Origin of the sequence: Caulobacter sp. 17J65-9 (assembly GCF_010975005.1) — a bacterium.
Taxonomy (GTDB): domain Bacteria; phylum Pseudomonadota; class Alphaproteobacteria; order Caulobacterales; family Caulobacteraceae; genus 17J80-11.
Map to the genome: position 1 here is coordinate 26,780 of NZ_JAAIVC010000021.1, position 7,728 is coordinate 34,507.

At 70.8% G+C, this 7,728-nt stretch carries 6 protein-coding genes; 1 reads left to right on the top strand and 5 read right to left on the bottom strand.

Translation table 11 applies throughout. The features are described 5' to 3' along the window. Window positions 1–76 precede the first annotated feature (76 nt). From G3573_RS05940 to G3573_RS05960, 5 genes are all read right to left on the bottom strand, one after another. Window positions 77–1,735, bottom strand: a complete 1,659-nt coding sequence (locus G3573_RS05940) for a thiamine pyrophosphate-binding protein (protein WP_163260073.1) — start codon at window positions 1,733–1,735, stop codon at window positions 77–79. Between the two features lie 11 nt (window positions 1,736–1,746). Beyond that, a complete protein-coding gene (locus G3573_RS05945) occupies window positions 1,747–3,186 on the bottom strand; it encodes an aldehyde dehydrogenase family protein (RefSeq protein ID WP_163260074.1) in 1,440 nt (479 codons plus the stop codon). Between the two features lie 260 nt (window positions 3,187–3,446). Further along, entirely contained in the window at window positions 3,447–3,788 is a 342-nt protein-coding gene (locus G3573_RS05950) for a VOC family protein (protein ID WP_205598096.1), read from the bottom strand. Window positions 3,789–3,912: 124 nt separating this feature from the next. Further along, a complete protein-coding gene (locus tag G3573_RS05955) occupies window positions 3,913–4,596 on the bottom strand; it encodes a Fe2+-dependent dioxygenase (protein ID WP_163260077.1) in 684 nt (227 codons plus the stop codon). Between the two features lie 61 nt (window positions 4,597–4,657). Then, the gene (locus tag G3573_RS05960; protein ID WP_163260080.1) at window positions 4,658–6,844 is read right to left on the bottom strand and encodes a TonB-dependent siderophore receptor; all 2,187 of its coding nucleotides are present in this window, start codon (window positions 6,842–6,844) and stop codon (window positions 4,658–4,660) included. Window positions 6,845–6,957: 113 nt separating this feature from the next. Between G3573_RS05960 and G3573_RS05965 the strand changes: the two genes are divergently transcribed. Beyond that, window positions 6,958–7,728 (top strand): PepSY-associated TM helix domain-containing protein (locus tag G3573_RS05965; protein WP_163260082.1); only part of this gene is annotated, 771 nt, incomplete at its 3' end.

Here is a 7,728-nt window from a genome sequence, read left to right on the forward strand (position 1 = left end):
CATCCTCCCGCGCAGGCCTTCGGCTACGCCTCCGGCGCGCGGGCTCCGTCCTTCTCCCTCAAGGGGAGAAGGAACCTCAGGCTCTTCCGCCCCGCAGCTGGGTGATGGTCCGGCCGGGCGCGATCTGCTCGGGGTCGGTCTTCAGGTGGATGAGCGCCGGGCGGCCGGCCGCGCGGGCGGCGGCGAAGGCGGCGGGGAAGTCGTCGCCGCGGTCGACTGTCTCGGCCCAGGCCCCGAAGGAGCGGGCGTAGGCGGCGAAGTCGGGGTTCTGCAGGTCGGTGGCGATCACCCGGCCCGGATATTCCCGCTCCTGGTGCATGCGGATGGTGCCGTAGGTGCCGTTGTCGACCACGACGGTGACGACGTTCGCGCCGTACTGCACGGCGGTGGCCAGTTCCTGCGAGGTCATCATGAAATCGCCGTCGCCGGCGAAGCAGACGACGTCGCGCTCGGGGTGGACCAGCTTGGCGGCGACGGCGGCCGGGAAGCCGTAGCCCATGGCCCCCGAGGTGGGCGCGAGCTGGGTGCGGAAGCTCCGATGACGGATGAACCGGTGCAGCCAGGCGGCGAAGTTGCCGGCGCCGTTGCAGAAGATGGCGTCCTTCGGCAGCACCTCGGCCATGTGGGCGACGACTTCGGACAGGTTGACCGCCGCCGGCACGTCGATGGGTGCGGTGAAGGCCTCGTAGTCGGCCCGGGCGGCCTCGCGCCAGGCGGTCCACTTGCGGTCTCCGCCGAGCGCGGCGATGGCCAGGGCGGCCGGCGAGACGTCGGCCACGCCCGCGGCGAAGGCCGGCCACACCCGGCCCAGCTCCTCCGGCCCCGGGTGAATGTGGATCAACCGTTGAGCGGTGAACTCCGGGGTCAGCAGGGAGTAGCCCTGGGTCGGGTTCTCGCCCAGCCGCGCGCCGATCGCCAGGATCAGGTCGGCCGCCTTCACCCGCTCGACCAGTTTGGGGTTCGGGCCGAGGCCCAGGTCCCCGACATAGCAGGGGTGGTCGTTGTCGATCAGGTCCTTGCGGCGGAAGGACAGCGCCACCGGCAGGTCGTGCGCCTTCAGCCAGTCACTGAGCGCCGCCAGCGCCGGGCGGGTCCAGCCCGAGCCGCCCAGCACCACCAGCGGCTTTTCGGCCTCCTTCAGGCGCTGCTCGATGGTCTCCAGCACGGCCGGGTCGAGGCCGGCGCGGGCCGGGGCGACCGGACGCACCGGGGCGGGTCCGCCGTCCTCGTGCAGCTTGTCCTCGGGCAGGGCCAGCACCACCGGGCCCTGGCGGCCTTGCGTGGCGGTGGCGAAGGCGCGGCCGACGATCTCGGCCGTGCGGCCCGGCTCGTCCAGCTCGGCCGCCCACTTCGACAGCGGTCCGAAGGCGGCGTGGTAGTCGACCTCCTGGAAGGCGCCGCGGCCCTTGTCGGCCGCCGCCACCTGACCGACGAACAGGATCATCGGGGTGGAGTCCTGATGCGCCGTGTGCACGCCGACGCTGGCGTGGGTGGCGCCGGGGCCTCGGGTGACCATGCAGATCCCCGGGCGGCCGGTCAGCTTGCCGTAGGCCTCGGCCATGTTGGCCGCGCCGGCTTCATGGCGGCAGGCGACCACACGCACGCGGTCCTCGACGTCGGCCAGGGCGTCCAGCACGGCCAGATAGCTCTCGCCCGGAACGCAGAACACGTGGTCCACGCCGTTGGCGACCAGGGCTTCGACCAGCCGGCGCGCGGCGTTGGGATTGGCGGACATGGGATGCGTTCTCAGGCTTGGACGTAGGAGGTCTTCAGGCGGGTGTAGAACTCGCGCGCGTACGGCCCCTGCTCGCGGGGCCCGAAGCTCGACGCCTTGGTGCCGCCGAACGGGGCGTGCAGGTCGACGCCGGCGGTCGGCAGGTTGACCATGACCATGCCGGTCTTCAGGCCGTCCTGGAACATCCGCGCGTGCTTCAACGAGGTGGTGTAGACGCCGGCCGACAGGCCGAACTCGGTGTCGTTGGCGATCTCCAGTGCGTGCTCGGCGCTGTCGGCGGGGATGGCCACGGCGACGGGGCCGAAGATCTCCTCGCGGGCGACGCGCATCGAGTTGTCGACGTCGGTGAACAGGGCCGGGCGCATGTAGAAGCCGCGCTTTCCGAGCTCCAGCCGCTCGCCGCCGAAGGCCAGGGTCGCGCCCTCTTCCGTGCCGACGCGCACATAGTCGAGGTTCTGGCGCAGCTGCGGGTCGGAGACGACCGGGCCCATCTGGCTCGCCGGGTCGCGCGCGTCGCCGACCTTGAGGCCTTCAAGCCGGGTCTTCAGACGACGGACGAATTCGCCGTAGACGCCCTTGGTGACGATCAGCCGGCTCGACGCGGTGCAGCGCTGGCCGGTGGAGAAGAAGGCGCCGTTCAGCGCGCCCTCGACCGCCAGGTCCAGGTCGGCGTCGTCCAGCACGACCAGCGGGTTCTTGCCGCCCATCTCCAGCTGGAAGCGCTTGAACTTCTTGGCGCAGGCCTCGGCGATGCGCCCGCCGACCCCTTGCGAACCGGTGAAGGAGATGGCGTCGACGCCCGTGTGGTTGATCAGCGCTTCGCCGACCACGGAGCCGCGGCCCATCACCAGGTTGAACACGCCGGCCGGCGCGCCGGCCTCGTGGATGATCTCGGCCAGGGCCCAGACGCTGGCCGGCACGATGTCGGCCGGCTTGATCACCACGGTGTTGCCGTAGGCCAGCGCAGGCGCGGCCTTCCAGGCGGGGATGGCGATGGGGAAGTTCCAGGGCGTGATCAGGCCGACCACGCCGACCGGCTCGCGGCGGGTCTCGACGCTGACGCCCGGGCGCTGCGAGGGCAGCACCTCGCCGACCGCGCGCCAGCACTCGCCGGCGAAGAACCTGAAGATGCGTCCGGCCCGCTGCACCTCGCCCCTGGCCTCGGCCAGGGTCTTGCCCTCCTCGCGGGCCAGCAGTTCGCCGAGCTCGGCCTCCCGGGCCAGCAGGCGGTCGGCGACCTTGTCCAGCAGGTCGCCGCGCGTTTGCGCGGTGGCGCGGCTCCAGGCGGGCAGGGCGTGCTGCGCGGCGGCGACCGCGCGGTCGACGTCGGCGGCGTCGCCTTGCGCGAACTCGCCGACCACGTCGTCCAGGTCGGACGGGTTGAGGTTAGGCGCGGCCTGCGCGCCCTCGATCCATTCGCCGCCGATCAGGTTGGCGTACCGCTTCGCCATCACCGCCCTCGCTTGCCGGAACGGCGCTCTCTAGCGCGGTTTCGGGGGCAGGGGCCACAAGCTTTCCTTCTCCCCTTGAGGGAGAAGGACGGAGCCCGCGCCCCGGAGCGTCAGCGCAGGGCTGCGCGGGAGGATGAGGGGTCGCGCGACCACTCAGCGTCAAACGCGGCGCGACCCCTCATCCTCCCGCCTGAGCCTTCGCCCTTCGGGCTCCGGCAGGCGGGTCCCTCCTTCTCCCTCAAGGGGAGAAGGATCCTCGCTCAGCCCTGCGTCGCCGACGTCATCCAGCCGATTTCCGCCCCCGTCGGGTCGACCAGGACGGCGATGCGGCCGACGCCGGGGATGTCGAACGGCTCGCGAAAAACCTGGGCGCCCGCCTTCTTGGCCTCGGCCACCCGGGCGTCGACGTCGTCGACCTCGATGAAGCCGAACCAGCCGGCCGGGGCGCCGGCCATGCCGGGCGGGGTCAGGTCCATCAAGCCCGCGACGTAGGCGTCGCCCGCCTTGGCCACCCAGTATTCGTGCTCGCCGCCGCCGAACGGCTCGTAGGTCCAGCCCAGGGTGCGGGCGTAGAAGGCCTTGGCCTTCTCGACCTCGCGCACGCGCAGCTCGTTCCAGACGAAGGTCCCGGCCGGGCATGGCGTCCTCCCGCTCGGATGGCGCCGATCAGCGTGCCGGGGCCGGGGAGGGGAGGCAAGCGTCAGGGTTTGGCGCCAGGGTACGGCCTCAGGGCTCGGCCCACATCCGCAGCAGGTTGTGGTAGCAGCCGGTCAGGGCGACGATCTGCGGATCGGTGTGGCCGGCGGTCTCGGCCAGGCGCTGGATCGACAGGTCCATGTCGAACAGCAGGGTCCGCCGCGCGTCGTCGCGCACCAGGCTCTGGATCCAGAAGAAGCAGGCCACGCGCGCGCCGCGGGTGACCGGCTCGACCCGGTGCAGGCTGGACGCCGGATACAGCACCATGGAGCCTGCCGGCAGCTTCACCTGGTGGACGCCGTAGGTGTCGTCGACGGTCAGCTCGCCGCCGTCGTACTCGTCCGGATCGGCCAGGAACAGGGTGGCGGAGAGGTCGGTGCGCACGGCGCCCGAGCCGTCGGGCAGGCGGCGGATGGCGTTGTCGACGTGATTGCCGAAGTCCTGGCCGCCTTCGTAGCGGTTGAACAGCGGCGGATAGATCCGCTGGGGCAGGGCGGCCGACAGGAACAGCAGGTTGCGCTCCAGGGCCTTGGTGACGATCGCGCCCAGGTCCAGCGCCTGGACGCAGTCCTGCGGCAGCTGCCGGTTGCGCTTGGCCAGCGCCGACTGGTGGCCGGCGGTGATGCGGCCGTCCGCCCAGGGCGCGGTCTCCAGCACCTGGCGCGCATAGGCCACCTGCTCGGGCGTCAGCACGTCGGGAACTTGCAGCAACATGGGGCCTCCGAACGCAAAAGGACCCCGCCGGAACGGGGCCCTCAAGCTTGATCAATCTGGACTAGAAGCGGAAGCCCAGGCTCACCACCGCCGACCGCGCCGCGCCGGGGACCAGGTGGCCGCCGCTCAGGCTGTCGAAATAGGTCTCGTCGGCGAGATTGTAGACGTTCAGCCGGACCGAGACGTCGTCGGTGACGTCGTAGGCGGCCATGGCGTCGAAGGTCCAGTAGGCCGGCACTTCGCGGGTGTTGGTGTTGTTGGCGAAGCGCTCGCCGACGTACTGCGCGCCGGCGCCCAGCTGCACCTTCTCCACCGGCTCCCACGTCGCCCAGACGTTGAAGGTGTTTTCCGGCGTGTTCGACAGGGTCTTGCCGACCTCGGCCGGGGTGTTGGAGTCCAGGATCTGACCGTCCATCCAGGTGTAGCCGCCGAACACTGTGACCGTCTGGGTCAGTGCGCCGCTGAGACCGATCTCGAAGCCGTCGACGCGCTGCTCGCCTTCCAGCACGATCAGCGGATCACCCGGTTCGCCGGGGGTGCGCGCATTGGTCTTCTCGGTGCGGAACACAGCGGCGGTGGCCAGCAGTCTCCGGTCCAGCAATTCCCACTTCGTGCCCAGCTCATAGGAGCGGCTCTTCTCGGGGGCGATGTCTGGGCTCGCCGGCGTGGCGGTCGCGAGGTTCAGGAAGTCGATCCCGGGATTGAACGAGGTGCCGTAGCTCAAATAGATGCTGCCGGCGCGGACGGGCTTGTAGATCACGCCGGCCTTCCAGCTGACCATCTCGTCGGTCCTCTCGCCGACGTCGCGCGCCGGGAGGGTCGGCGGCGTCGCCGGAATCAGCGCGTACGGGTTGTAGGTGAGCGCGTAGCGGTCCCAGCGCACGCCGGCGGCCAGTTCCCAGTGCTCGTCCAGGGCGACCTTGTCGAAGGCGAACAGGCTGACCCCGTCGCCCTGCGCCTTGTTGATCCCATTGTCCTTGATGGCGATCGCGTAGGTGCGGTGCGGATCGGGGTTGTAGAGGTTGGTGAGGCTCGCGGTCTGGTTCAGGTCGCTCAGGAAGTGGTTCTTCGACTTCTCGACGCTGAGCTCCAGGCCGGCCACGGCGTCGTGCTGCAGGCTCCCGGTGCTGAAGTCCGCCTCGAGCAGGGTCTGGTTGATCAGGATGTCGTCAATCTGATCCCGGTGCTTGAACTCGGCGTACACGTCCGCCGAAAGGCCGTTGCTCGGGAAGCGCGGCGAGGTCGACACGGAGTCCCGGTGGGTGCGGATGTAGCGCAGGGTGTTGGACAGGCTCAGCGCTTCCGAGAAGTCGTGTTCGATCTTCAGGGTGCCGACGTCGGTCACGACGTCCTCGTGGTCGCGCCCGAGGATGCCGTAGAAGTTGCTGCGCTTCACCGGCGCGGGCTTGTCCCGCCAGGCGGCGAGCGGGACGTTGTTGTTCGACACCCACGGAATGCCGTTGTCGGGCAGGTTGTCCTGCTCCAGGTGCAGCCAGCCGGCGCTCAGGCGCGTGGCGGTCTCCAGGCCGAAGGCGATGGTCGGGGCCACGCCCCAGCGGCGGGCGTAGACCTCGTCGCGGCCCGGCGCGTCGGCGCTGTAGGCCATGGCGTTCAGGCGCAGCGCCGCGGTCTCGCTGAGGGGCAGGTTGGCGTCGACCGTGGCGCGGGCGTAGGCCGACGAGCCGCCGCCGACCGTGCCGGCGACGAAGCGGTCCAGGGTCGGGGTCTTGCTGACCTGGTTGATCGAGCCGCCGGTCGAGCCGCGGCCGACATAGGCCGAGGCCGGGCCCTTGATCACCTCGACGCTCTCCAGGTTGAAGGAGTCGCGGGTGTAGCCGCCGACGTCGCGCACGCCGTCCACGAACATGTCGGTGCGGGCGCTGAAGCCGCGGATCGTCAGGTTGTCGCCGTTCGGCACGCCGCCTTCGCCGGCCTGCATGCTGATGCCGGGCACGTTGCGCAGCACGTCGCGCAGCGTGGTCGCGCCGCGGGCCTCGATCACCTCCTGCGGGACGACGGTGATGCTTTGCGGCGCGTCGAGCAGCTTGCCGATCTTCGGATCGGCCGAGCGCTCGGCGCCCTGGGCCTCGACCGTCACGCTCGAAACGGTGGTGGGCTCGTCGTCCGCGTCCACGGTCTCGGCCAGGGCCGCGGGGGCCAGCAGGGCGGCGGCCGCGCCGGCCAGGGTCACCCGCAGGACGGCGGTCTTGGCGGCGGCTTTCACCCCCGACGGGTTCGACGATCTCATTACTATTGCGCCCCTCAGCGTTCGCTTTTGCGAGTGGTTCTCAATTGCGGGTGATTGATAATCACTCGCAGAGCCGCTAGGCAAGCGAAACTTAGCAATAAGGGGCGACCGGCATGGCGCGGCGGGGCGATTTGCGGCGAGTGTGGTTCCAGGTCCACTTGTGGATCGGGGTGCTGCTGTCGGCGGTGCTGATCCCGCTGAGCCTGAGCGGCGCGCTGCTGGTCTGGCACGACTGGACCGACGCGATCGCCAATCCCCAGCGCTACAACACCTCCGCCGAGGCGGCCTCGTTGCCGCCATCCGCCTACGCGCAGGCTGCGCGCGCGGTGCTGAAGCCCGACGAGCGGATCGCCGCCATCGAACTGCCCGACCATGCCGCGTCGCCGGTGGTGGTCACCGCCGCCGGCAAGCCGGTGAAGGGCGCCCGCCCGGGCTCGGCCCCGCGGCCGACCGTGTGGCTGGATCCGGCCACCGCGCGGGTGCTTGACCAGGGCGACGCCAACACCGGCGTGCTGCGGGTGCTGCACGTCTTCCACGGCACGCTGAACATCCCCGAGGTCGGCCGCAAGGTGGTGGGCTGGTTCGGCTGGGCCATGCTGACCTCGGCCCTGACCGGCCTGTGGCTCTGGTGGCCGCGCAACGGCGCCTTCCTGAAGGGGCTGCGCTGGACGCGCGGGCCGCTGTTCACCGGCAACCTGCACCATCTGGTCGGCTTCTGGATCTGCATTCCGCTGGCGACCCTGGCCTTCACCGGCGCCTATATCTCGTTCCCGCAGACCATGAAGGCTGCGGTCGCGCCGCTGGTCGGCGAGGCCCCTGCCAAGGGCGGCCCGGCCCAGGCCGGCCCGCGCGGCCGCGCCCGGCCGGTGGCGGAGACCAAGCTG